The 23,363-nt window shown below is 73.1% G+C and carries 20 protein-coding genes; 14 read left to right on the forward strand and 6 right to left on the reverse strand.

Annotated features, from left to right (window positions below; genetic code table 11):
* The first annotated feature begins 142 nt into the window (after positions 1 to 142).
* Genes hemB through hemL form a run of 4 tightly spaced genes read left to right on the forward strand, consistent with a single transcriptional unit; the run spans position 143 to position 5,958 of the window.
* A complete protein-coding gene (gene hemB / locus ACIP84_RS31120; RefSeq protein WP_229314555.1) occupies positions 143 to 1,162 on the forward strand; it encodes a porphobilinogen synthase in 1,020 nt (339 codons plus the stop codon).
* Positions 1,163 to 1,166: 4 nt separating this feature from the next.
* Positions 1,167 to 2,600: a glutamyl-tRNA reductase gene (gene hemA, locus ACIP84_RS31125; RefSeq protein WP_401802348.1), complete on the forward strand. Its 1,434-nt coding sequence runs from the start codon at positions 1,167 to 1,169 to the stop codon at positions 2,598 to 2,600.
* Positions 2,597 to 4,660 carry an acetate--CoA ligase family protein gene (locus ACIP84_RS31130; RefSeq protein WP_401802350.1) on the forward strand — a complete coding sequence of 688 codons (2,064 nt, stop codon included), beginning with the start codon at positions 2,597 to 2,599 and terminating at the stop codon, positions 4,658 to 4,660. The genes hemA and ACIP84_RS31130 overlap by 4 nt, the downstream gene beginning before the upstream one ends.
* Positions 4,657 to 5,958 carry a glutamate-1-semialdehyde 2,1-aminomutase gene (hemL, locus tag ACIP84_RS31135; protein WP_355959635.1) on the forward strand — a complete coding sequence of 434 codons (1,302 nt, stop codon included), beginning with the start codon at positions 4,657 to 4,659 and terminating at the stop codon, positions 5,956 to 5,958. The genes ACIP84_RS31130 and hemL overlap by 4 nt, the downstream gene beginning before the upstream one ends.
* 170 nt (positions 5,959 to 6,128) lie before the next feature.
* Here the strand turns inward: hemL and ACIP84_RS31140 are convergent, their stop codons facing one another.
* The gene (locus tag ACIP84_RS31140; RefSeq protein WP_355959632.1) at positions 6,129 to 6,545 is read right to left on the reverse strand and encodes an organic hydroperoxide resistance protein; all 417 of its coding nucleotides are present in this window, start codon (positions 6,543 to 6,545) and stop codon (positions 6,129 to 6,131) included.
* 152 nt (positions 6,546 to 6,697) lie between these two features.
* On the opposite strand from ACIP84_RS31140, the gene ACIP84_RS31145 reads away from it, so the two are divergent.
* Positions 6,698 to 7,807, forward strand: coding sequence for a CaiB/BaiF CoA-transferase family protein (locus tag ACIP84_RS31145; RefSeq protein ID WP_355959630.1), 1,110 nt, complete (start codon positions 6,698 to 6,700; stop codon positions 7,805 to 7,807).
* 121 nt (positions 7,808 to 7,928) lie between these two features.
* Here the strand turns inward: ACIP84_RS31145 and ACIP84_RS31150 are convergent, their stop codons facing one another.
* The 3 genes from ACIP84_RS31150 to ACIP84_RS31160 all read right to left on the reverse strand — a co-directional run bounded on the left by ACIP84_RS31150 (position 7,929) and on the right by ACIP84_RS31160 (position 10,530).
* Entirely contained in the window at positions 7,929 to 8,573 is a 645-nt protein-coding gene (locus tag ACIP84_RS31150; protein ID WP_355959628.1) for a response regulator transcription factor, read from the reverse strand.
* A complete protein-coding gene (locus tag ACIP84_RS31155) occupies positions 8,564 to 9,706 on the reverse strand; it encodes a sensor histidine kinase (protein ID WP_401802608.1) in 1,143 nt (380 codons plus the stop codon). The genes ACIP84_RS31150 and ACIP84_RS31155 overlap by 10 nt, the downstream gene beginning before the upstream one ends.
* Before the next feature lie 152 nt (positions 9,707 to 9,858).
* Positions 9,859 to 10,530, reverse strand: a complete 672-nt coding sequence (locus ACIP84_RS31160) for a DedA family protein (RefSeq protein WP_355959626.1) — start codon at positions 10,528 to 10,530, stop codon at positions 9,859 to 9,861.
* A 331-nt stretch (positions 10,531 to 10,861) separates the two neighbouring features.
* Here ACIP84_RS31160 and miaB point away from each other — a divergent pair, with 331 nt between their 5' ends.
* The 3 genes from miaB (at position 10,862) to ACIP84_RS31175 (ending at position 13,566) form a co-directional block, all read left to right on the forward strand.
* On the forward strand, positions 10,862 to 12,391 hold the full coding sequence (gene miaB / locus ACIP84_RS31165) for a tRNA (N6-isopentenyl adenosine(37)-C2)-methylthiotransferase MiaB (RefSeq protein ID WP_401802355.1): 1,530 nt from the start codon (positions 10,862 to 10,864) through the stop codon (positions 12,389 to 12,391).
* 28 nt (positions 12,392 to 12,419) lie between these two features.
* On the forward strand, positions 12,420 to 12,698 hold the full coding sequence (locus ACIP84_RS31170; RefSeq protein ID WP_401802357.1) for a hypothetical protein: 279 nt from the start codon (positions 12,420 to 12,422) through the stop codon (positions 12,696 to 12,698).
* A gap of 79 nt (positions 12,699 to 12,777) precedes the next feature.
* The gene (locus tag ACIP84_RS31175; protein ID WP_401802360.1) at positions 12,778 to 13,566 is read left to right on the forward strand and encodes a class III extradiol dioxygenase subunit B-like domain-containing protein; all 789 of its coding nucleotides are present in this window, start codon (positions 12,778 to 12,780) and stop codon (positions 13,564 to 13,566) included.
* Positions 13,567 to 13,665: 99 nt separating this feature from the next.
* On the opposite strand, the gene ACIP84_RS31180 is transcribed toward ACIP84_RS31175, so the two are convergent.
* Together ACIP84_RS31180 and ACIP84_RS31185 are read right to left on the reverse strand one after the other, a co-directional pair.
* Positions 13,666 to 14,031 carry an antitoxin gene (locus ACIP84_RS31180; protein WP_401802363.1) on the reverse strand — a complete coding sequence of 122 codons (366 nt, stop codon included), beginning with the start codon at positions 14,029 to 14,031 and terminating at the stop codon, positions 13,666 to 13,668.
* Between the two features lie 51 nt (positions 14,032 to 14,082).
* The gene (locus tag ACIP84_RS31185; protein WP_401802365.1) at positions 14,083 to 14,442 is read right to left on the reverse strand and encodes a hypothetical protein; all 360 of its coding nucleotides are present in this window, start codon (positions 14,440 to 14,442) and stop codon (positions 14,083 to 14,085) included.
* Positions 14,443 to 14,582: 140 nt separating this feature from the next.
* On the opposite strand from ACIP84_RS31185, the gene miaA reads away from it, so the two are divergent.
* The 6 genes from miaA to hflX all read left to right on the forward strand — a co-directional run bounded on the left by miaA (position 14,583) and on the right by hflX (position 23,350).
* Positions 14,583 to 15,521 (forward strand): tRNA (adenosine(37)-N6)-dimethylallyltransferase MiaA, encoded by a 939-nt coding sequence (miaA, locus tag ACIP84_RS31190; protein ID WP_209497154.1) that lies wholly within the window; start codon positions 14,583 to 14,585, stop codon positions 15,519 to 15,521.
* Positions 15,522 to 15,629: 108 nt separating this feature from the next.
* Positions 15,630 to 16,130, forward strand: a complete 501-nt coding sequence (locus ACIP84_RS31195) for a hypothetical protein (protein WP_401802611.1) — start codon at positions 15,630 to 15,632, stop codon at positions 16,128 to 16,130.
* Between the two features lie 212 nt (positions 16,131 to 16,342).
* Positions 16,343 to 17,221 carry a diaminopimelate epimerase gene (gene dapF, locus ACIP84_RS31200; protein ID WP_401802368.1) on the forward strand — a complete coding sequence of 293 codons (879 nt, stop codon included), beginning with the start codon at positions 16,343 to 16,345 and terminating at the stop codon, positions 17,219 to 17,221.
* A gap of 205 nt (positions 17,222 to 17,426) precedes the next feature.
* Positions 17,427 to 19,868: a RelA/SpoT family protein gene (locus ACIP84_RS31205; RefSeq protein WP_401802371.1), complete on the forward strand. Its 2,442-nt coding sequence runs from the start codon at positions 17,427 to 17,429 to the stop codon at positions 19,866 to 19,868.
* Positions 19,869 to 20,069: 201 nt separating this feature from the next.
* A complete protein-coding gene (locus ACIP84_RS31210; protein WP_401802373.1) occupies positions 20,070 to 21,563 on the forward strand; it encodes a M1 family metallopeptidase in 1,494 nt (497 codons plus the stop codon).
* Positions 21,564 to 21,856: 293 nt separating this feature from the next.
* A complete protein-coding gene (gene hflX / locus ACIP84_RS31215; RefSeq protein ID WP_073906265.1) occupies positions 21,857 to 23,350 on the forward strand; it encodes a GTPase HflX in 1,494 nt (497 codons plus the stop codon).
* Positions 23,351 to 23,363: the final 13 nt, after the last annotated feature.

Below are 23,363 nucleotides of genomic sequence, written 5' to 3' on the forward strand. Positions count from 1 at the left end.
TGTCCGCCGCCTTGTGCGCCCTCCTCAGCCCGTCTCCGCCCCGCGCGCCGGCTCCGCACCACGTCCGGTCCGCGCACCGCGCCCCGTCCTCGCACGACGCTCCGTCTCCGCACGCCGCCACGCCCTCGAAGGAGTCACGCCCATGACGTACGACGCCTACGGCCGCAACACCGCGGCCACCGACCCCGCCGCCCCTTACTACCGCCCCCGCCGGCTGCGCCGCACGCCCGCGCTGCGCCGGTTCGCCGCCGAGACCCGCGTCGGCCCCGCCAACCTCGTCCAGCCCCTCTTCCTCCGCGAGGGCCTCACCGAGGCGCGGGAGATCCCCTCCATGCCCGGCGTGTTCCAGCACACCCGTGACACCCTCCGCAAGGCCGCCGCCGAAGCGGTCGCCAACGGGGTCGGCGGACTCATCCTCTTCGGCATCCCCGAGCACAAGGACCCCACCGGCACCGGCGCGGTCGACCCGGACGGCATCCTCCAGGTCGCCCTCCGCGACGTCGTCGCCGAGGTCGGCGACTCCACCGTGATCATCGGCGACATCAACCTCGACGAGTACACCGACCACGGCCACACCGGAGTCCTGGACGCGAACGGCGACGTCGACAACGACGCCAGCATCGAGCTGTACGCCCAGGCCGCCGTCGTCCAGGCCGACGCGGGCGCCCAGATCGTCGCCCCCAGCGGCATGATGGACGGCCAGGTCCGCCGCATCCGCGAGGCGCTCGACCGGGCTGGCCACCAGTCCGTGGCGATCCTCGGCTACTCCGCCAAGTACGCCTCGCACTTCTACGGCCCCTTCCGCGACGCCGTCGAGTCCACCCTGCGCGGCGACCGCAAGGGCTACCAGCAGTTCCCCGGCAACATCCGCGAGTCCCTCCTGGAGGTCTCGCTGGACGTGGCCGAGGGCGCCGACCTGGTGATGGTGAAGCCCGCGCTCGCCTACCTCGACATCGTCCGGCTCATCGCCGACCACGTGCAGGTGCCCGTCGCCGCCTACCAGGTCTCCGGCGAGTACTCCATGGTCGAGGCCGCCGCCGCCAAGGGCTGGATCGACCGCGACCAGGTCGTCCGCGAGAGCCTCGCCTCCATCCACCGCGCGGGCGCCACGCAGATCATCACCTACTGGGCCTCCGAGTTCGCCCAGACGCTGGACCGGTGACCCGGTGAGCCCGTCCTCCACCATGCTGGTCCTCGGCATCAGCCATGCCAGCGCCCCGCTCGACCTCCTGGAGAGACTCGCCGGCACCGACCGGCCCGCCGAGGACCTCGTCTCCGACGTCACCTCCGTCGACGGCATCGACGCCGCCGTCGTCGTCTCCACCTGCAACCGCCTGGAGATCTACGCCGAGACCCGGGGCGGCCCCACCGGCTTCGGGGACGCGGGCGAACCGGCAGGTGCCGGCGAACTGATCGGCCTCGGAAAGCTGTTCGCGGAGCACACCGGAGTCGACCACGACGAGATCGCCCCGCACCTCTACAGCCACCACGCCGACGGAGCCGTACGCCATCTCTTCGCCGTGGCCTCCGGACTCGAATCGGTTGTGGTCGGCGAGGACCAGATCCTCGGCCAGGTGAAGCTGGGCCTCGAACGGTCCCAGCGGCTCGACCGGACCGGCCGGGTCCTCGCCAAGGCCGTGCAGACCGCCCTGCGGGTCGGCAAGCGGGCCCGTAACGAGACCGGGCTCAACGAGGCCGGCCGCTCGCTCGCCACCGCCGGCCTCGGCTTCTTCGAGCGCCGGGTCGGCTCCCTGCACGGCAAGACCGCCCTGGTCATCGGCGCCGGCGCCTTCGCCGGGGTCGTCGTCGCCGCGCTGCGCCGCTCCGGCCTCGACCGCGTCCATGTCGCCAACCGCACCCCGGAGAAGGCGCAGCGGCTCGCCGAGACCACCGGGGGCGTCGGGTACGACCTGACGGACCTGCCCAAGCTGCTCACCGAGGTGGACGTGGTCGTCGGCGCCACCGCCGCCACCGGCCACCTCGTCTCCGCCCGGGACGTCGAGGAGGCGCTCGCCGCCCGGGACGGCCGCGAGCTGTTCCTGCTCGACCTGTCCCTGCCGCACAACATCGCGCCCGGCGCGGCCGAACTGCCCGGCGTCACCTTCGTCGACCTCCGCCGCATCGCGGAGGAGGGCCAGGAGGACGAGATCTCGGCGGCCAGCGTCCAGGCCGCGCACGAGCTGATCGACGCGGAGGTCGAGCAGTTCCGCACCGGGCTGCGGCTCGCCGGCGCCAAGCCGGTCCTCACCGCGCTCCGGACCGCCGCCACCCAGGCGGCAGAGTTCGAACTCAACCGTCTCACACGCCGGTTGGACGGCATCGACGGCATCGACGGCACGGTGCGGCGGGAGATCGACCGCAGCGTACGGCGCATCGTCGACAAGGCCCTGCACCAGCCCACCGTCCTGGTGCGGGAGCTGGCGGCCGACCCGGACGGCGCCCGGCACATCGCCGCCTTCACCCGCCTCTTCGCGGCGGCGGACGCCGAGGGCGGCGGCGCCGGAAGCACCACCCCGAACGACCCGCACGCACAGAACCCCCCGAACGCACAGAACGACCCGAACGCACAGAACGAGACGAAGATCGAGGCCATCGCATGAGTGACATCTCGGCTCTCTGGGAAGCCGAATCCATCGCCGTCATCGGCGCCAGCGAGCGCCCCGGCGCCCTGGGCCGCAAGCCGCTCGACTACCTCCTCCGGTACGGCTACAAGGGCCGCATCCTGCCGGTCAACCCGCGCTCCCCGGAGATCCTCGGAGTTCCCGCGTACCCCAGCGTGAAGGACGCCCCGGGCCCCGTCGACCTGGCCCTGATCATGGTCTCCGCCGAACGGGTCGCCGGCGCTGTCGACGACTGCGTGGCCGCCGGCGTCAAGCTCGCCGTCATCGCCTCCTCCGGCTTCGCCGAGACGGGCGAGGAGGGCGCCAGGCTCCAGGACGAGATCGTCGCCAAGGCCCGCGCCGGGGGCCTGCGGATCATCGGCCCGAACTGCATCGGCGCCGTCGGATACGAGAACCGGGTCCTCGCCACCTTCAGCCCCCTCTTCGGCGCCGAGTCCGTCCCCTTCGAGCCCGGCACCCTCGCCTTCGTCAGCCAGAGCGGCGCCCTCGGCTTCGGGGCCGCCAGCCTCGCCCTGGAGCGGGGCCTGCGCCCCGGCTGGGTCGTCAGCACCGGCAACGACGCCGACGTCACCGCCCTCGAAGTCCTCCGCGAACTCGCGGCCGTCCCCGAAGTCACCGGTCTCCTCGGCTACTTGGAGGACACCCCGGACATCGGGACCCTCCGTGAACTGGCCGGCTCCGGCAAGCCCGTGGCCCTGCTCAAGTCGGGCCGTACCGAGGCCGGCGGCCGAGCCGCCGCCTCGCACACCGGCGCCCTCGCCACCGACGACCGCGTCCTCGACGCGGCCCTGCGCGGCCTCGGCATCGTCCGTGTCGACGACATCGACGAACTCCTGGACGTGGCGCGGGTCTTCGAGTCCGAGCGGCGCCCCACCGGGAACCGCGTCGCCGTGGTCACCACCTCCGGCGGCTCCGGCATCCTCGCCGCCGACGCCGTCGAGGCCCACGGCCTGGAGCTCAGCGCCCTCGAGCCGCGCAGCAAGGAGGCGCTCGCCGAGATCGTCCCCGCCTTCGGGGCCATCGACAACCCCGTGGACATCACGGCCACGGTCCTCAGCGACCCGTCGCTCTTCGACCGCTCCCTCGACGTCCTGATCGCCGACGACACCGTCGACATCATCGTCGCCGCCTTCTGCGTGATGGCCGGACCCGATGTCGAGAAGGCCGTCAACGCCCTCTCCCGGGCAGCCGAGAAGGGCGGCAAGCCCATCCTCGTCGCCCGCACCGGCGCCGACTTCCTCGCCCCCGACGCCCCGCGCGACCTGCGCGAGGCCGGGCTCCCCGAGTACCCCACGCCGGCCCGCGCCCTGCGCGCCGCCGCCGCCCTCTGGGAGGTCAGCCGCCCCCGTACCCTGCCGGACGCCCCGCGCCCCGGGACCGTGCCCGGCCCCGGCGCCGAGGCCGGCGAGCCCGAGCTGAAGCGGCTCCTCGCCGAGGCCGGGATCGCGGTCCCGAAGGGCCGGATCGCCGAGAACGCCGAGGACGCGGTGCGCGCCGTGACCGAGGTGGGCGGTACGGCGGTGCTCAAGGCCGTCGTACCGGGCCTGCTCCACAAGACGGAGGCCGGGGGAGTGGAGATCGGCGTCACCGCCGACACCGCGCCCGAGGTCCACGCCCGCCTCGCCGCGCTCGGCGGACAGGTGCTCGTCGAGGAGCTGATCGACGAGGAGGGCGAGGGCGTCGAGCTGATCGTCGGCGTCCACACCACCGACCTGGGCCCGGTGCTCACCGCCGGCCTCGGCGGGATCTTCACCGAGGTCCTGGACGACGTCGGCCACCGGCTCCTGCCGCTCGCCCCCGGCGAGGGGGCCGAACTCCTCGCCGGGCTGCGCGGCGCGAGGATACTCGGCGGGACGCGCGGGCGGGCCGCGGTGGACATCGAGGCCGCCGCCGAACTCCTTCACAAGGTAGGTGAGTTGGTGCAGGACTGGCCCGCGGGCTTCGCCCTGGACCTCAACCCCGTCCGCGTCCTGCCGAAGGGCGCCGTCGTCCTCGACGCGGCCCTCGGCTTCGAGGCCCCCGGGGAGGCCGGGCGATGAGCGGCGCAGGGACCGCGAGCAGAGCGCTCTTCGAGCGGGCCCGCCGGGTCACCCCCGGCGGCGTCAACTCCCCGGTGCGCGCCTTCGGGGCCGTCGGCGGCACCCCGCCCTTCATGGCCTCGGCCCAGGGCCCGTACCTGACCGACGCCGACGGCAACGAGTACGTCGACCTGATCTGCTCCTGGGGTCCGATGATCCTGGGCCACCGGCACCCGGCCGTCGTCGAGGCGGTCACCCGGGCCCTGTCGCTCGGCACGTCCTTCGGCGCGCCGTCCACCGGGGAGGTCGAGCTCGCCGAGGAGATCGTCGAGCGGGTCGCCCCGGTCGAGCAGGTCCGCCTCGTCAGCTCCGGCACCGAGGCGACGATGTCGGCGATCCGCCTCGCCCGCGGCTTCACCGGGCGCGGCAAGATCGTGAAGTTCGCCGGCTGCTACCACGGCCACGTGGACGCGCTGCTCGCCTCGGCCGGCTCCGGTCTCGCGACCTTCGCGCTCCCCGACACACCGGGCGTCACCGGAGCCCAGGCGAGCGACACGATCGTCCTGCCGTACAACGACCTGGCCTCCGTCGAGAAGGTCTTCGCCGAGATCGGCGACGAGATCGCCGCCGTGATCACGGAGGCCGCCCCCGGCAACATGGGCGCCGTGCCGCCGCTGCCCGGCTTCAACGCGGGCCTGAAGGAGATCACTTCACGGCACGGGGCCCTCTTCATCTCCGACGAGGTGATGACCGGCTTCCGGGCCAGCCGCTCCGGCTGGTACGGGCGGGACGGCGTCGCCCCCGACCTGCTGACCTTCGGCAAGGTCATGGGCGGCGGCTTCCCGGCGGCGGCCTTCGGCGGCCGGGCCGACGTGATGGCCCACCTGGCCCCGGCCGGACCCGTCTACCAGGCGGGCACCCTCTCGGGGAACCCGGTCGCCACCGCCGCCGGCCTCGCCACCCTCCGGCACAGCACCTCCGAGGTGTACGAGCGGCTCGACGAGGTCTCGGCGACGCTCGGCCGCGAGGTCTCGGCGGCGCTGACCAAGGAGGGCGTGGCGCACCGCGTCCAGTACTCCGGCACGATGTTCTCGGTCTTCTTCACCGAGGACGAGGTCGTCGACTTCGACGGCGTCCGCGCCACGGAGTCGTACCGCTACACGCCGTTCTTCCACGAGCTCCTGCGCCGCGGCGTCTACCTGCCGCCCTCGCCCTTCGAGGCCTGGTTCATCTCGGCCTCGCACGACGACCGGGCGGTGAGCCGGGTGGTCGAGGCACTGCCGGCGGCGGCCGCGGCCGCCGCGGCGGCGACGCCCTGACGCCAGGGCCGCGGACGAGAGACGAGGAAGGCCCCCGTGGCAGGACCACGGGGGCCTTCCCCTTTCACCTCCGACCGTATTCCCATCGGCGCGGACTCACCTCCGCGTGGAAGGACACCGGCACGGATTCGCATCGGCACGGATTCATCTCCGTACCGTCGGGAGGCGGTTTACGAGGCGAGGTTCACCCGCACCTCGACATTCCCCCGGATCGCCTTCGAGTACGGGCACCGCCCATGCGCCGCGTCGGCCAGGCGACGGGCCTCGTCGGCGTCGAGACCGGGAAGTTCGACCGTGAGGACGACCGACAGATGGAAGCCGCTGTCCTCCTTGTGGAGCGCCACCTCGGCGACGACCGTGTCGTCCGTCAGCGTGACCTTGGACTCGCGCGCCGAGACGCGGAGCGCGCTGTGGAAGCAGGCGGCGTAGCCGGCGGCGAAGAGCTGCTCGGGGTTGCTCGCGGTGCCGGATCCTCCCACGGCCTTGGGGCTCGACAGCGGAAGGTCGAGCAGCCCGTCGGAGGAACGCACGGCGCCGTTGCGCCCGTCTCCGGTGGAGGTGACCTCTGCGGTGTAGACGACGGCCATTTCGTCATGCCTTTCGAAATCGGGAAAGGGGGAATTCCCCCAGTCTCGGGCGCCGCCGAATTCCGGACGCTACGGATCTCCGCAGTCCCTTCCCGCGTCCTGCCGAATACCGTGGAAAGCATCACAGACCTTTGGACACGAGGGAGTTGGCCATGGCGGGACCGCTGACCGGAGTGCGCGTACTGGAATTCGCGGGCTCGGCGCCGACGGCGTTCGTCGGAACCGTCCTGGCGGGGCTCGGTGCCGATGTCGTACGGGTCGACCGGGCGCCCGGAAAAGCCGCCGGCGCCGACGAGCCGCGCCCGGCGGAGAACCCGCTCTCCCGCGGGCGCCGTTCGGTCGCCCTGGACCTCAAGAGCCCCGAGGGCGTCGAGCAGGCCCTGTCGCTCGTCGAGCACGCGGACATCCTGGTCGAGGGCTTCCGCCCCGGCGTCGCCGACCGGCTCGGCATCGGGCCGGAGGCGGCCCACGCCCGCAACCCGCGCCTCGTGTACGGACGGGTCAGCGGCTGGGGCCAGCAGGGCGAGTGGGCCGGCCGCGCGGCCCACGACCTGGCGGTCCTGGCCCTGACCGGGGCCCTCGACGTCGACCCGGCCACCGGGGAGCCGGTGCTGCCGCCGACCGCGTACCTCTCCAGCTTCGCCGGCGGCGCCAACGCCCATGTGCAGGGACTGCTCGCCGCGCTCCACGAGCGGGAGCGCTCGGGCCGGGGCCAGGTCGTCGACACCGCGCTCGCGGACGGCGCCGCCCTGATCTCCACGCTGATCCACCAGTGGCGCGAGGTCCCGGGCAACCACACCGTCACCGACGCCCCGCACTACTCGCTCTACCGGGCCGCCGACGGCCACCACCTCGCGGTCGCCGCCATCGAACCCCGGCTCTACCAGAACCTCCTGGAGCAGCTGGGCCTCACCGACGCCGGCACCCTCCCCGAGGACAGCGGCCTCCCGGACCGCTCCGACCCGGCGGCCTGGCCCGCGCTGCGCGAGCTGATCGCGGCCCGTTTCGCGACCCGGGACCGCGAGCACTGGGTGAAGCTCTTCGACGCCGTCGACGCGGGGGTGGCCCCCGTGCTCACGGCGGCGGAGGCCGCCGCACACCACCAACTCGCCGCCCGCGGCGCCTTCGTGGCGGTCGGCGACAGCGCCACCCTCCAGCCCGCCCCGCCCTCCCGCTTCGACCGCACCCCCGCTGCGGCCCCGAGCCGCGCACCCCTCCCCGGCGAGCACACGGCGGAGGTCCTCGCCGAGTGGCGGGGGTGAGCGCGGCCGGGCGGTCCAGCGACGAGTCCGGATTCGCGACGAGTCCGTGCCCGCGACGAGTCCGAATTCGCGACGAGTCCGTGCCCGCGACGAATCCGTGCCCGCTACGAGTCCGGTTCCGCTAGGACTCCAGATAGCGGAGCACCGCGAGGATCCGCCGGCTGTAGCCGGTCGTACCGGTCAACTCCAGCTTGTCGAAGACGGAGTTGAGGTTCTTCTCCACCGAACTCAGCGAGATGTGAAGCTTCTGCGCGATGGCCGCGTTCGTGTGTCCCTCCGCCAGCGCCTCGAGGACCGTCCGCTCCCGCGGCGTCAGCCGCGCGAGCGGATCCCCGTGGGTGGTCCGGACGACCAGCTGCCGTACGACCTCCGGGTCGATGGCGGCCCCGCCGGCGTGGATCCGCTCCAGCGCGTCGAGGAACTCGTCGACCTGGGCCACCCGGTCCTTGAGGAGATAGCCGACCCGTTCGGCGTTGGACGCGAGGAGCTCGGCCGCGTAGTGGCGCTCGATGTGCTGCGAGAGCACGAGCACGCCCACCTCCGGCCGGCGCTCACGGATCTCGACGGCCGCCCGCAGCCCCTCGTCGGTGTGGGTCGGAGGCATCCGGATGTCGACGACGACGACGTCCGGCCGACGCTCCTCGACCTCCTTGAGCAGCGACACCGCGTCCCCGAGCGCCGCCAGGACCTCGTGGCCCTCCTCGGCGAGCAGCCTGACGAGGCCCTCACGCAGCAGGGTCGAGTCCTCGGCGAGGATTACGCGCACGGCAGCTCCGCGGTGATGGTGGTCGGTCCCCCGAGGGGGCTGTGGATGTGCAGCACGCCGTCGAGCGCGGCCACCCGGCTGCGCAGTCCGGTCAGCCCGCTGCCGGTCTCGCGCGCGCCGCCCGTGCCGTCGTCCTCGACCCGCACGGTGAGCCGCGTGCCGTCGAGGGCCACGGTCACCGCGATCGCCGAGGCCGAGGAGTGCTTGGCGGCGTTCGTCACGGACTCCGAGACCACGAAGTAGGCGGCCGTCTCGACCGGCCTGGGCAGCGGCGCCGCGACCTCGAAACGGGTCCTCAGCGGGATGCCGCTCCGCTCGGCGACTCCGCCGATCGCCTCTTCCAGCCCGAGGCTGTCGAGCGCCGACGGGTACACCCGCCAGGCCACCTCGCGCAGTTCGGTCAGCACACCCTGGGACTCCTGGTGCGCCTGGAGCAGCAGCGCCTCGGCCTGCTCGGGACGGCGGCCTCGGCGGGCCCGTCCGATCAGCACGGCGAGCGCCACCAGGCGCTGCTGCACCCCGTCGTGGAGGTCTCGCTCGATGCGCCGGCGCTCGGCGTCCACGGCCTCGACGACGGCGGCCCGGCTGGCGGCGAGTTCGTCGATACGGCGCCGGAGCAGCTCCCGCTCGGAGGGACCGAAGCACTCACGGGCGATACGGGCGTCGAGCGCGGCCAGCGAGCACAGGCCCTGGACGTCGAGGAAGAGCAGCACACCGCCGAGCAGGACCTGGGTGAGCAGTTCGTCCCAGTCGAGGGTGCCCCGTCCTACGCCGTACGCGAGGATTCCGGCCAGCACGGCGCCGAGGACGAGCAGCGCGATCACGACCGCGCAGAGCAGTCCCGTCCAGCAGCGGACCGCGAGGTAGCGCAGGACCTTCCGGTCCGAGGCCCTGTAGTGCTCGGGGAAGACATCGCCGAAGAAGGCGGAGCGGCGGACCCGTTCGACCGTGGCCAGGCGCCGTGCGCCGGCCATCAGCACCCCCCGGGCGCGGGCGCGGGTGCGCGGCCGGAGCAGGAACGGGCCCAGGGCCGTTCCTGCCACCAGGAAGGAAAGGGCGCCGAGCAGCGCGGTCGCGCAGCCGACGAGGGTCCCGAGGCCGCGGCGGGGCCAGGAGGGGACGGTCGTACGGATGGCGGGCCCGTCCCCACCCGCGGTGTTCCCGGTACTCGCCGACTCCCCGTCCCCGTGCACGGGGCCCGAGACTAGTGCGCCCGCACAACCCGGGCAAGATCGCCAGAGCTGTGCGGGAAGCGGTGCCGTACCAGTGGGGCGGCAGCAGTGGCTCACGACGCGCGCCGGTGCCGGGCGGCCCCCGAGCGGCCGCGCAGCCTGACCGCCGCATAGGCCGCCACGGCGGCGACGACCATGACGAGCACCGCCTTCGACAGGACGCCCACGTACGTCTCCACGACGTCCCAGCGGTCGCCCAGCCAGTAGCCGGCCACCACGAGGACGCTGTTCCAGACGAGGCTGCCGAGCGTGGTGAGCATGATGAAGAGCGGCATCGGCATCCGCTCGACCCCGGCGGGAACCGAGATCAGGCTCCGGAAGATCGGCACCATCCGCCCTAGCAGGACGGCCTTGGTGCCGTGCCGGGCGAACCACTCCTCGGTGCGGACCAGGTCCGAGGACTTCACCAGGGGCAGCTTCCGCCAGATCGCGTGCATCCGGTCCCGGCCGAAGAGCACCCCGATCCAGTAGAGCGCCACGGCTCCCACCACCGAGCCGAGCGTCGTCCAGAACAGCGCCGAGGCCAGGCTCAGCACCCCCTGGCCGGCGGCGAAACCGGTGAGCGGCAGGATCACCTCGCTGGGCAGCGGTGGGAAGAGGTTCTCCAGGGCGATGGCGAGGCCGGCGCCGGGGCCGCCCATCGTGTCGACGAGGCCGGCGGCCCAGCCGGCGACGCCGCCGGCGGGCTGCTGGGCGATCGCCAGGGTCGTGAGATCGAGGTGCATGACTGGACTCCAAGCCGGCCGGGAGGGTGCGGGGCGGGTGCCCGCTTTTCTCCCTCGAACCTAGGAAGCGCAGCTCAGCGCCGGTACGAGGGTTCCCTCCCACACCGGTGCGGTTTCCCGTAAGCCCCACCCTGCGGGAAACCGCAGAGTCACGGGCGCGCAGCCCGGATACCGACCAACACCCGGCGCCCTGGTCCGGCTCCCGTTCCTGCTCCGCCTCCGGCTCCGGGCCCGGAGCGTCCCCCGGCTCCCGGTCCGCCGCCGGCCTCCGCCGCCGCGTCCGCTCCCGGTCCGGCCGGAGGCTGTCCGGGGACCGCCTACCCTTGGACGCATGACGAGCAGCAGCGACCGGAGCACCGCAGTGAGCGTTGACGGCACCAAGACCTATGAGATCCGCACCTACGGGTGCCAGATGAACGTCCACGACTCCGAGCGGCTCTCCGGTCTGCTGGAAGAGGCGGGTTACGTCAAGGCCCCCAAGGGCTCCGACGGGGACGCCGACGTCGTCGTCTTCAACACCTGCGCGGTCCGCGAGAACGCCGACAACAAGCTGTACGGCAACCTCGGCCGGCTCGCCCCGATGAAGACCACGCGCCCCGGCATGCAGATCGCCGTCGGCGGCTGTCTCGCGCAGAAGGACCGCGAGACGATCGTCTCGAAGGCCCCCTGGGTCGACGTGGTCTTCGGCACGCACAACATCGGCAAGCTGCCCGTCCTCCTGGAGCGCGCCCGCGTGCAGGAGGAGGCGCAGATCGAGATCGCCGAGTCGCTCGAGGCCTTCCCCTCCACGCTGCCGACCCGCCGCGAGTCCGCGTACGCCGCCTGGGTCTCGATCTCCGTCGGCTGCAACAACACCTGCACCTTCTGCATCGTCCCGGCCCTGCGCGGCAAGGAGGAGGACCGCCGCCCCGGCGACATCCTCGCCGAGATCGAGGCGCTGGTCGCCGAGGGCGTCTGCGAGATCACCCTGCTCGGCCAGAACGTGAACGCGTACGGGTCCGACCTCGGCGACCGCGAGGCCTTCTCCAAGCTGCTGCGCGCCTGCGGCCAGATCGAGGGCCTTGAGCGGGTCCGCTTCACCTCCCCGCACCCCCGCGACTTCACCGACGACGTGATCGCGGCGATGGCCGAGACGCCGAACGTGATGCCGCAGCTCCACATGCCGATGCAGTCCGGCTCGGACTCGATCCTCCGGGCGATGCGCCGCTCGTACCGGCAGGAGCGCTTCCTCGGCATCATCGAGAAGGTCCGCGCGGCCATCCCGCACGCCGCCATCTCCACCGACATCATCGTGGGCTTCCCCGGCGAGACCGAGGAGGACTTCGAGCAGACCATGCACGCCGTGCGCGAGGCCCGTTTCGCGAACGCCTTCACCTTCCAGTACTCCAAGCGCCCCGGGACCCCGGCCGCCGACATGGAGGGCCAGATCCCCAAGGAGGTCGTGCAGGAGCGCTACATGCGTCTTGTCGCGCTCCAGGAGGAGATCTCCTGGGAGGAGAACAAGAAGCAGGTCGGCCGCACCCTGGAGGTCATGGTCGCCGAGGGCGAGGGCCGCAAGGACGGCGCCACCGACCGCCTCTCGGGCCGTGCCCCCGACAACCGGCTCGTCCACTTCACCAAGCCGGACGAGGATGTCCGCCCCGGCGACGTCGTGACCGTCGAGATCACGTACGCCGCCCCGCACCACCTGCTCGCCGAGGGCCCCGTCGCGGCGGTGCGCCGCACCCGCGCCGGCGACGCCTGGGAGAAGCGCACCACCGCGGCCGCCGCCAAGCCGGCGGGCGTGCTGCTCGGGCTGCCGAAGATCGGGGTCCCTGAGCCGCTCCCGGCGGCCGAGGTCCCGGCCTGTGGGAGCCACTGAAACCCGTCCGTACCTGTGGGGGGAACGCATGGAGAAGTGGATCGTCTACGCGCAGTACGGATCGGGTGACTCCTACTTCACCGAGGTGGTCGCCCGGGTGACCGGCACCCGGGACGACGCCCGGGAGGCGCTGCTCGCCGCCACCAGGGCGTACCGCGCGCCCATGCGGGAGAAGTGGCGCGAGGTCTACCGCATGCCGGGCGGCGACAGCTACCTGGTCATCGTCAAGGGCGCGGTGACGCTGACCGAGATCACGATGGGCATCGCCGAGCTGGTCCACGATTCGAAGGCCGGGGCGCCCGAGTAGCGGCGCGCCGGGACGGACGGCGTGTCGGGGGGCCCGGGGAACCCGGCCCCACGGGGCGGGGCGCAGTAGGCTGCCGATCATGCTTGTCGCCGCCGCCGTCTGCCCCTGCCCGCCGCTCCTCGTGCCCGAGGTCGCGACCGGCGCCGCCCCCGAGCTGGACGCCGCGCGGGCCGCCTGCACGGATGTCGTCGGGCTGCTCGCCGCGGCGCGCCCCGACCGGCTGTACGTCGTCGGGCCGGCCGCCGAGGGCGCCCACGGCGTCTTCCCGGCGGGTTCGACCGGCTCCTTCGCGGGCTTCGGCGTCGACCTCTCCGTACGGCTCGGCGACTCCGTACCTGCGGGTGGGGGATCGCCCGCCGAGGGCGGGGAGTCCGCCGCTCGGAGCGGGGGCCCTGCCGACGACGGCGGCCGGTCCGCCGCCGACCGTCCGCTGCCCGCCTCCCTCGCCGTCGGCGCCTGGCTCCTCGGCCGGGCCGCGTGGGCCGACGCGCCGATCGAGGGCGTGGGCGTCGAACCGACGGCGACGCCGGACGTCTGCGCCGGGATCGGCCGCGGCCTTGCCGACTCGGCCGAGCGGGTCGCCCTCCTGGTGATGGGCGACGGCAGTGCCTGCCGGACCGTGAAGGCCCCGGGCTACCTCGACGAGCGGGCCGCCGGCTTCGACGCCGAGGCCGCCCGCGCCCTCGGCACGGCCGACGCGGCCGCACTCCTGGCCCTGGAGCCGGAGCTCGCGTACGAGCTGAAGGCGGCCGGCCGCGCCCCCTGGCAGGTCCTCGCGGGCGCCGCGGAGGGTGCGGACCTCGACGGACGGCTGCTGTTCGAGGACGCCCCGTACGGCGTGGGGTACTTCGTGGCCGCCTGGTCCTGAGACCCCGGCACGCAGAACTGCGGAAACGGCGGACGGCCGCGGAGCGAGGTGCTCCGCGGCCGTCCGCCGTGCGGAGGGACTGCCGTGCGACGCCGGACGTCAGGCGCTCGGCGGCGGTGTCGTGCCGCCGCTGCCGGGCGTGGTCCCGCTGCCGGGCGAGGGTGCGGACCCAGGTGAGGGGGCGGTCCCGGGGAAGGGGCCGACGCCGGGCGTCGGGCCTGTCCCGGGGGTGCCGCCGCTCCCCGGCGTGCCGTCGTCCTTGTGACCGATCCGGTCCAGTGCGTCCTTGGCCTTGTCCGTACCGGAATGGATCTTGTCGCTGTACTTGCCCTTGGTCTTCTCGTCGACCAGCTTCGCGGCCTTGTCGATGCCGTGATCGATCTTGCCGCCGTGCTGCTGCGCGAGGTCGGCGACCTTGTCCTTGGCCGGGGCGAGCTTTGCCTTCAGCGAATCCAGGAGACCCATGGGGCACCTTCCCTCCGAGGACCCCCGAGGAGTCCGTCTTCCGTGTGCTGCCTACTTACGGGCGCCTTCGCCGGCCTCGTTGTCCGCGGCGGCCTCGGCGGACTGCTGCTTCGGGATCTCCACGACATCCACGACATCCACGACGTCCACGATCTCCACGACATCCACGAGCTCGGAGGCGACCGCTCCGGTCTCCACCTCGTCCGCGACGTCGCCGTCCGCCGTCGTGGCCTTCACCGCGTCCACCGCGGATACGGTCGCGGCCTCCGAGGTGTCCGCCCCGGCCTCCGTCCCGGGCTCCGTCTCCGTGTCGCCGTCCGCCGCCGGAACCACGGCCCCGGTCTCCGTCTCCTCCGACGAACCCGCGGCCGCATCCTTCTTCTTACGGCGAAACACTGCAAAAACGCCCATATTCACTCCATAGCGTACTCGGATGGGAGGGATTCCGTGATGATCGACGGCCGGAACCTCGCAACAGGCAACGAAGCCGGATGAGCCCCCGTCACGTAGCTCATTCGGGGACGGGCCGGGAGGTTTGCGAGACTGGTGCGGTGAGAAGCGCAGCTCCCGCCCCGCGGGTCATCGCCGTTGTCGGTCCCACAGCGGCCGGAAAGTCCGATCTGGGTGTATTCCTGGCCCAGCAGCTCGGGGGCGAGGTCGTCAACGCAGACTCCATGCAGCTCTACCGGGGGATGGACATCGGGACCGCCAAACTGACGCCGGAGGAACGCGGCGGCGTTCCGCACCACCTCCTCGACATCTGGGACGTGACCGAGGCCGCCAGCGTCGCCGAGTACCAGCGGCTCGCCCGCGCCGAGATCGACCGGCTGCTCGCCGCCGGCCGCACCCCCGTCCTCGTCGGCGGCTCCGGTCTGTACGTACGGGGTGCCGTCGACGCCCTCGAGTTCCCCGGCACCGACCCCGCCGTCAGGGCCCGGCTCGAGGCCGAGCTCGAGGAGCGCGGCCCCGGCGTCCTGCACGCCCGGCTCGCCGAAGCGGACCCCGAGGCGGCCCGCGCGATCCTGCCCAGCAACGGGCGCCGGATCGTCCGCGCCCTCGAGGTGATCGAGATCACCGGCAAGCCCTTCACGGCCAATCTGCCGGGTCCCGACTCCGTCTACGACACCGTCCAGATCGGTGTCGACGTGGGCCGCCCCGAGCTCGACGAGCGGATCACCACGCGCGTGGACCGGATGTGGGAGGCCGGTCTCGTCGACGAGGTGCGCACCCTGGAGGCCCAGGGCCTGCGCGAGGGGCGCACCGCGGCCCGCGCCCTCGGCTACCAGCAGGTCCTCGCCGCGCTCGCGGGCGAGTGCACCGAGGACGAGGCGCGCGCCGAGACCGTGCGCGCCACCAAGCGCTTCGCCCGCCGCCAGGACTCCTGGTTCCGCCGCGACCCGCGCGTCCACTGGCTCAGCGGAGCCGCCGATCACCGGGGGGAACTCCCGGGGCAGGCGCTCTCGTTGGTCGAACGAGCGGTTACAGCCTGATCACGTGATGGCATCGGGACGCCCTGCCCGTCATTTCGGCGGTCAGGAGCGTGCCATCATCGAGCATCGATCGACCAAGTGGAGTCCGAGTGGGGAGGGCGCGTGGCGATGGAGGCCGGCCCTCGCGACAGAGAACAGCACGAATCGGCGCTCGGTGACCCGACGGGTGATACACCGGGCCTTCCGACCGACGGCCTGCCGGTCGGTGCCCCGGGGCTGACCCCGGACGGCCCCGACGACGCGGTGGGAACCGCCGTCGAGGTGGACGCCGACGAGGTCGAGGTCGAACTGCGTCCGCAGCGCCGGCTGAGGATCTGGCAGCTCGCCCCGATCGTCGGTCTCGCGGCCGTCGGCTCGCTGATGTTCGCGTTCCCGCTCGCCTTCGGCTCGGGGGACGGCGGCGCCGTCCTCGCCATGCTGGGTCTGCTGATCAGCTTCTGCGCGGCGGGCTGGGGCATGATGGCCGCCCGCAAGGTCGGCTACACCTGGCCGGGCCTCCCGCAGCGCGGCTCGGGCGAGCGCCCGAACTGGCGTTACCTCGCGCTGTACGTGACAACGATCGCAGCGCTGGTCGCCCTCGCGGTCTGGCGCGTCGCCCGCCTGCGCTGACGGCACGACGGGACCGCCTCGTACGGAGCCGGCCGCGCGACGGGACGGCCTCGCACGGAGCCGACCACGGAACGGGACGGCCTCGTAGGGAGCCGACCACGCGACGGGACCGCCTCGTACGAAGCCGGCCACGCGACCGGCCCGCGACCTCGTGTCGACCGCCCTGTGGACGACCGGGCGGCCTGTCGGGGGCACCCCGTACAGTTGATCTCGTGACCAGCGCGCAGACCTCAGCACATCCGCCCCTCAGATTCCTCAAGGGCCACGGCACCGAGAACGACTTCGTGATCGTCCCCGACGCGGAGAACGCCGTGGACCTGCCCCCCGCCGCCGTCGCGCGCCTCTGCGACCGACGGGCCGGCATCGGTGGCGACGGACTGCTGCACGTCGTGCGCAGCGCCGCCCACCCCGAGGCCCGGCACATGGCGGACGAGGCCGAGTGGTTCATGGACTACCGGAACGCCGACGGCTCGGTCGCCGAGATGTGCGGGAACGGGGTCCGGGTCTTCGCCCGCTACCTGGAGCACGCCGGGCACGTCACCGCCGGCGAGGTCGCCGTCGCCACCCGCGGCGGGATCAAGCGCGTCCACCTCGACAAGGACGGCTCCGTCACCGTCGCCATGGGTCGCGCGGTCCTCCCCGAGGCCGGCGTCACCGTCACCGTCGACGGCCGCAGCTGGCCCGCGCGCAACGTGAACATGGGCAATCCGCACGCGGTCGCGTTCGTCGAGGACCTCGACCACGCGGGCACCCTGTTCACCGAGCCGCCGTACTCCCCGGCCGCGGTCTACCCGGACGGGGTGAACATCGAGTTCGTCGCCGACCGGGGCCCCCGCCACGTCGCCATGCGGGTCCACGAGCGCGGCGCCGCCGAGACCCGCTCCTGCGGCACGGGCGCGTGCGCCGTCGCCGTCGCCACCGCCCGCCGGGACGGCGCCGACCCCGCCGAGAGCGGCACCCCCGTCACGTACACCGTCGACGTGCTCGGCGGCACGCTGGTCATCACCGAGCACCCCGACGGGCAGATCGACATGACGGGCCCCGCCGTGATCGTCGCCGAGGGCACCGTCGACCCCGCCTGGCTCGGCTGAGGCCGGACGCCCGCAGCGGCGCGGGAACCGAAGGAAGCGACGGAATCGAAACAGTCAACGACTGATTTGTCGCTCGAATGGGTGATCCGTTTCACGCTGAGCGAGAGGGCGACTGCGCCACGTGGTGGGGTCGGTAGCATCAAGCACCGGCCCCCCGGGCACGCCTGGCCCGCCCACCGCCGGTCGACGTTGCCGGAGGTGCCCCATGAGCGCAGAGGCCACCAACCCTGTGAGCGCGGCGGAAGCCGCCGTCACAGACACGACCGCCCGCAGACGCGGACGCGCCCGAATCGACCTGCGCCGGATCGGCCGCGCCGCGCTGCTCGGCGCCACCGCAGGACCGGCCCCGCGCGACCGGCTGCCCGACGCGATCAGCCATGTCGCCGAGGCGCACCGCGCCCACCATCCCGAGGCCGACCTCTCGGTGCTGCGCCGGGCGTACGTCCTCGCGGAGTCCTCGCACCGGGGCCAGTTCCGCAAGAGCGGCGAGCCGTACATCACCCACCCGCTCGCGGTGACCCTGATCCTCGCCGAACTCGGCGCGGAGACCACCACCCTGACCGCGTCCCTCCTCCACGACACCGTCGAGGACACGGATGTGACGCTCGATCAGGTGCACCGGGAGTTCGGCGACGAGGTCGCCTACCTCGTCGACGGCGTCACCAAGGTGGAGAAGATCGACTACGGCGCCGCCGCCGAGCCGGAGACCTTCCGCAAGATGCTCGTCGCCACCGGCAACGACGTCCGGGTGATGTCGATCAAGCTCGCCGACCGGCTCCACAACATGCGCACGCTCGGGGTGATGCGGCCCGAGAAACAGGCGAGGATCGCCAAGGTCACCCGGGACGTCCTCATCCCGCTGGCCGAACGGCTCGGGGTCCAGGCCCTCAAGACCGAGCTTGAGGACCTCGTCTTCGCCATCCTCCACCCCGAGGAGTACGAGAACACCCGCGCGCTCATCGCCGGGAACCCCCACGCGGGCGACGCGCTCGGCGCCGTCGCCGAGCAGGTCTCCGCGGTCCTGCGCGAGGCGGGCATCGGCGCCGAAGTCCTCGTCCGCCCCCGGCACTTCGTCTCCGTGCACCGCGTCCGTCTGAAGCGCGGCGAACTGCGCGGCTGCGACTTCGGGCGGCTCCTCGTCCTGGTCTCCGAGGACGCCGACTGCTACGCGGTCCTGGGCGAACTCCACACCTGTTTCACCCCGGTGATCTCCGAGTTCAAGGACTTCATCGCGGCCCCCAAGTTCAACCTGTACCAGTCCCTGCACACCGCCGTCGCGGCCCCCGACGGCGCCGTGGCCGAGGTTCTCATCCGCACCCACCGGATGCACACGGTCGCCGAGGCGGGGGTCGTCGCCCTCGGCAACCCGCACGTGGGGCAGGAGACCACCGGGCAGCCGGGCGGCACCCCGGACGCAGACGGCCAGACCGCCGCGGCTCCCGCGGTGCCGCCGAACACCGGCCGCCACGGAACCGCCACCTCACGGGACACCGCCGCACACGCCACGCGCTCGGCGCAGGCCACCCACTCGGCACACGCCACACCCGCCGCGCGCACCACACCGGCCGCCGGCTCCGCGTCAGCCGCATCGGCCGTGTCCGACGCACCGGCCACCCTCGACCCCCGCGACACCCCCGACGCCCTCGACACCCCTTACGCCCCCGCAATCGCCGACAACCAGTCCGCCGAGGACGGTGAGCGCGTCGACCCCACCCGCCCCGGCTGGCTCTCCCGTCTCCTCGACTGGCAGCAGGCCGCCCCCGATCCGGACACCTTCTGGACCTCGCTCCGCGCCGACCTCGCCGAGGACGACGAGATCACCGTCTTCCGCGCCGACGGCAGCGCCCCCGGCACGATCAGCCTCCCCGCCGGAGCCAGCTGCGTCGACGCCGCCTACGCCCAGCACGGCGAAGCCGCCCACGCCTGTCTCGGCGCACGCGTCAACGGACGCCTCGCGCCCCTCAGCACCGTCCTCGGCGACGGCGACACCGTCCAGCTGCTGCTCGCCCAGGACACCGTCTCCGGGCCGTCCCCCGAGTGGCTCGACCACGCCCGTACTCCCGCGGCCAGGATCGCGATCACCCGCTGGCTCCAGGCCCATCCGGAGAGCGCCGCGCCGCCCGTCGCCACGACCGGCCCCAGGCCCCAGTCCGGCGTCACCGCCGACCACCGCTCCGGTGCGGAACTCCACGCCGACCTGGAGGGCGAGCCCCACGCCTCCGTCCGCCCGGCCGGCTGCTGCACCCCGGTACCGCCGGACAAGATCACCGGCTTCCGGGTCCGCGGCGGATCCGTCACCGTCCACCGGAACGGCTGCGCGGCCGTCGACACCATGCGCCGGCTCGGCCGCGAACCCGTCGCCGTCCGCTGGGGCGACACCACCCAGGGCCGGGTCACCCTCGTCGCGGAGTCGTTCGGACGGCCCGGTCTCCTCGCCGACCTCACCGAGGCCATCGCCGTCGCCGGGGCCGCCGTCGTCTCCGCGACCGTCGAGCCGCCCAGCGAGCAGCGGGTCCGCCACACGTACACCCTCCACCTGCCCGACGTGGCCCGGCTCGCCGCCCTCATGCGGGCCATGCGGGACGTGCCCGGGGTGTACGACGTGAGCCGCGCCCGCCACCGCTCCCCGGAGCCCCGCAGGGCCTGACCCGCCGACCCGGTGCGCCGGGGAAGTCACGGTGCGGGGACGTCACCATGCGCCGGGGACGTCACGGTGCCGCGAGGAGGGGGCCAGGCGTGGCGTGGGACCGGGTCGTGTCCCCCTTCGAGTGGCGGGCGAGCGCGCCGCCCGGGGGAGCGGGCGCGGCCCTGGTAGCCGTAGGGCCAGTCCTCCGGAAAGGCCTGGCCCATGCCGCTCGTCCGAACGCCCCTGCCCCGCGCGCGGTGGCTCCGCTCCGCCGTCCTGGTCGCCGCCTCGGCCGGACTCGTTGCCGCCGCGCTGCCCGCCCCGGCGCCGCTCGGCATCGGGGACCCGCTCTTCCCCCACCTCGGCAATCCGGGTTACGACGTCCTCTCGTACGCCGTCGACCTCACCTACCCCGGCGTCAACAGCGCGCCGCTGGCCGCCGTGACCCGGATCGACGCGCTCGCCACCGACGACCTGGAGCGGCTCAACCTCGACTTCACCCACGGCACGGTCTCCGCCGTCACCGTCGACGGTCTGGCCGCCACGTACGCCACCAGCGGCGAGGACCTGGTCGTCACCCCCGCCGTGCCGATCGACGAGGGCGAGTCGATCGAGATCACCGTCACCCACACCAGCGACCCGAGCGGTCCCGCCGACACCGGCGGCTGGGTGCGTACCAGCGACGGTCTCGCCATGGCCAACCAGGCCGACGCCGCCCACCGGGTCTTCCCTTCCAACGACCACCCGTCGGACAAGGCGTACTTCACCTTCCGCGTGACCGCCCCCAGCGAGCTCACCGCCGTCGCCAACGGCCTGCCCACCGGCCGGGTCACCCGGGGCGACGCGACGACGTGGACGTACCGCACCAGCCACCCCATGGCCACCGAGCTCGCCCAGGTGTCCATCGGCCGCTCCACCGTCGTGCACCGGGCCGGCCCCCACGGCCTGCCCGTACGGGACGTGGTGCGCACCGCCGACCGGGAGCTGATGGAGCCCTGGCTCCGCAGGACCCCCGGCCACCTGGAGTGGATGGAGCGGAAGGTCGGCCCGTACCCCTTCGAGACGTACGGGGTGCTCGTCGCGGACGCCACCACCGGCTTCGAGCTGGAGACCCAGACCCTGTCCCTCTTCGAGCGACGCCTCTTCACCGAGCCGGCCTACCCGGAGTGGTACGTCGACTCGGTCATGGTGCACGAGCTGGCCCACCAGTGGTTCGGCGACAGCGTCTCGCCGCGGACCTGGTCCGACCTCTGGCTCAACGAGGGGCACGCCAGCTGGTACGAGGCGCTGTACGCCGAGGAGACCGCGGGCAAGCCCCTGGAGCGGCGCATGAAGGCCGCCTACGCCGCCTCCGACGGGTGGCGGGCCGACGGCGGCCCGCCGGCCGCGCCCGAGCCGCCCTCGCCCGGCCACAAGATCAGCCTCTTCCGGCCCGTGGTCTACGACGGCAGCGCCCTCGTCCTGTACGCGCTCCGGCAGGAGATCGGCACCGGGGCCTTCGAGCGCCTGGAGCGGCGCTGGGTCGCCGACCACCGGGACGGCACCGCCACCACCGCCGACTTCGTCGCCCTGGCCGGCGAGATCGCCGGACGCGACCTCACCGCCTTCTTCCGGGGCTGGCTGTACGAGGCGAAGACCCCGGCCATGCCCGGCCACCCGGACTGGCGCAGCAGCCCGGCCGACGCGGCGCGGACCGCCCCGAAAGCCACCGGATGACCGCTTCGGAACCCGGGTGCCGGGCCCGCAGCGCAGGCTGGGACGACGGCCCCGAAACCCGGATGACGGGCCCGCAGCGCAGGCTGGGGCGACGCCCGAAATCCGGCGGGGAGAACGGGCCCGAAACCCGGATGACGGGCCCCACCGGGGCGTGTCACCATCTTCAGGTCGGCGACGCGGCCGACGGACCGGGAATCTTCCCGATCCCTCACGCGTTGTGACGACATAAGACTCATCGCTCCATGGCCCGCCGACACCGGTGACGCTGTGGAAGCACTCGACGTAAGGATCCAATGACCTCCTCTTCTTCCCCTTCCCAGGACGAGCAGAGCTTCGCGGAGACGAGCCGAACCGAGAGCCTTCGGGCCGATGCCCTGATGGAAGAGGACGTCGCCTGGAGCCACGAGATCGACGGAGAGCGGGACGGCGACCAGTTCGACCGCTCCGAGCGCGCGGCCCTGCGCCGTGTCGTAGGCCTCTCCACCGAGCTCGAGGACGTCACCGAGGTCGAGTACCGCCAGCTGCGCCTGGAGCGCGTCGTGCTGGTCGGTGTCTGGACCTCCGGGACCGTCCAGGACGCGGAGAACTCCCTCGCGGAACTCGCGGCCCTCGCCGAGACGGCGGGCGCCCTCGTGCTCGACGGCGTGATCCAGCGCCGTGACAAGCCGGACCCGGCGACCTTCATCGGCTCCGGCAAGGCGCGCGAACTGCGCGACATCGTGGTCGAGACCGGTGCCGACACCGTCGTCTGCGACGGCGAGCTCAGCCCCGGCCAGCTCATCGCCCTCGAAGACGTCGTCAAGGTCAAGGTGGTCGACCGGACCGCTCTGATCCTCGACATCTTCGCCCAGCACGCCAAGTCCCGAGAGGGCAAGGCGCAGGTCGCGCTCGCGCAGATGCAGTACATGCTGCCGCGCCTCCGCGGCTGGGGTCAGTCGCTCTCCCGTCAGATGGGTGGCGGCGGCGGTGGCGGCATGGCCACCCGTGGTCCCGGTGAGACCAAGATCGAGACCGACCGGCGTCGTATCCGCGAGAAGATGGCGAAGATGCGCCGGGAGATCGCGGAGATGAAGACCGGCCGTGACATCAAGCGGCAGGAGCGGCGCCGTAACAAGGTGCCGTCGGTCGCCATCGCCGGATACACGAACGCCGGAAAGTCCTCCCTGCTCAACCGCCTCACCGGCGCGGGCGTGCTCGTGGAGAACGCACTGTTCGCCACGCTGGACCCGACTGTCCGCAGGGCCGAGACGCCCACCGGCCGGGTCTACACCCTGGCCGACACCGTCGGCTTCGTCCGGCACCTGCCGCACCACCTGGTCGAGGCGTTCCGCTCCACCATGGAGGAGGTCGGCGACTCCGACCTCATCCTGCACGTGGTGGACGGCTCGCACCCGGCGCCGGAGGAGCAGCTGGCCGCCGTGCGCGAGGTCTTCCGGGACGTCGGCGCGGTGAACGTGCCGGAGATCGTCGTCATCAACAAGGCGGACGCGGCGGACCCGCTGGTGCTCCAGCGACTGCTGCGGATGGAGAAGCACTCCATCGTGGTCTCGGCCCGTTCGGGCCAGGGCATGCAGGAGTTGCTCGCGCTCATCGACTCCGAGCTGCCGCGCCCGCAGGTCGAGCTCGAAGCCCTCGTGCCGTACACGCAGGGCGGTCTCGTCTCGCGGGTGCACGCCGAGGGCGAGGTCGAGTCCGAGGAGCACACCCCGGAGGGCACCCTGCTCAAGGCCCGGGTGCACGAGGAACTGGCGGCGATGCTCGCGCCCTACGTTCCCGCGGCGCACTGACCCGACGTACGAC

The organism is Streptomyces sp. NPDC088707 (assembly GCF_044752725.1).
GTDB lineage: Bacteria > Actinomycetota > Actinomycetes > Streptomycetales > Streptomycetaceae > Streptomyces.